Source organism: Leucobacter chromiiresistens (assembly GCF_001477055.1).
In the GTDB taxonomy this organism is placed as follows: Bacteria; Actinomycetota; Actinomycetes; order Actinomycetales; family Microbacteriaceae; genus Leucobacter; species Leucobacter chromiiresistens_A.
Window position 1 is genome coordinate 1 of record NZ_LDRK01000182.1, and the last position, 738, is coordinate 738.

General features: G+C 68.6%; 2 protein-coding genes. Both read right to left on the reverse strand.

The window, feature by feature from the left end; all coding sequences use genetic code 11:
• On the reverse strand, positions 1–144 hold a 144-nt coding region (locus NS354_RS12965), incomplete at its 3' end, for an MscL family protein (RefSeq protein WP_193750791.1).
• Positions 145–265: 121 nt separating this feature from the next.
• Positions 266–738, reverse strand: a 473-nt coding sequence (locus NS354_RS12970) for a M15 family metallopeptidase (RefSeq protein WP_193750792.1), incomplete at its 5' end; no start/stop codon positions are given.

The window sequence follows — 738 nt, forward strand, 5'->3', positions numbered from 1 at the left end:
GCCGATCAGCATGGAGATGAGGGGCATGAGCACCGACTCGACGAGGGCGTTGACCACCGTGCTGAAGGCACCGCCGATGATCACACCGACGGCCAGGTCGATGACGTTGCCTTTGGAGATGAAGTCTTTGAATCCACTGAGCATGATCGCCATCGTACGGCAGGTTTCGCTCTCAGCGGAGGCTTTGTGCGGCGAATGACGGACAGATCACGCAGTATTCACCGTGATGGTCGGCACCGTTGGCGCACCGCGGGCACCGTCCGGATCAGTCCCGGTAGCTCGGGGCCGGCCCCGCCCCCACGAACTCCTCGTAGCTGTGGACCCCGGAATCCCGGTACCGCTGGGCCTGCTCCTGCCCGATCCAGCGCAGGTGCCAGGACTCGTACCAGTACCCGGTGGTGTCCTGCTGCTGCCAGGGAAAACGCAGGATGAACCCGTACTCTGCGCCGTGCTCGGCGAGCCAGTGCGCCGCCGGGGTGTCCCGGAAGCACGGCTGCAGATCGCACGCCCCGGACCCGCCGAAGTCCACGGCCAGCCCCGTCTGGTGCTCCGAGTACCCGGGCCGGGCGGAGGCGACGTCGGCCCGCTCCTGCCCGTAGGTGCTCACCCACTGCCGGTAGGTGGCCTCCTGGGTCTGGTGGGAGCGGTAGCCGGAGATGGGGCTCAGGCTCACCCCGTCCCGAGCCGCGGCCTCGATCATCCGGCGGGCGGCCGCGGCGGCGTCGGCTCGCAGCTGCA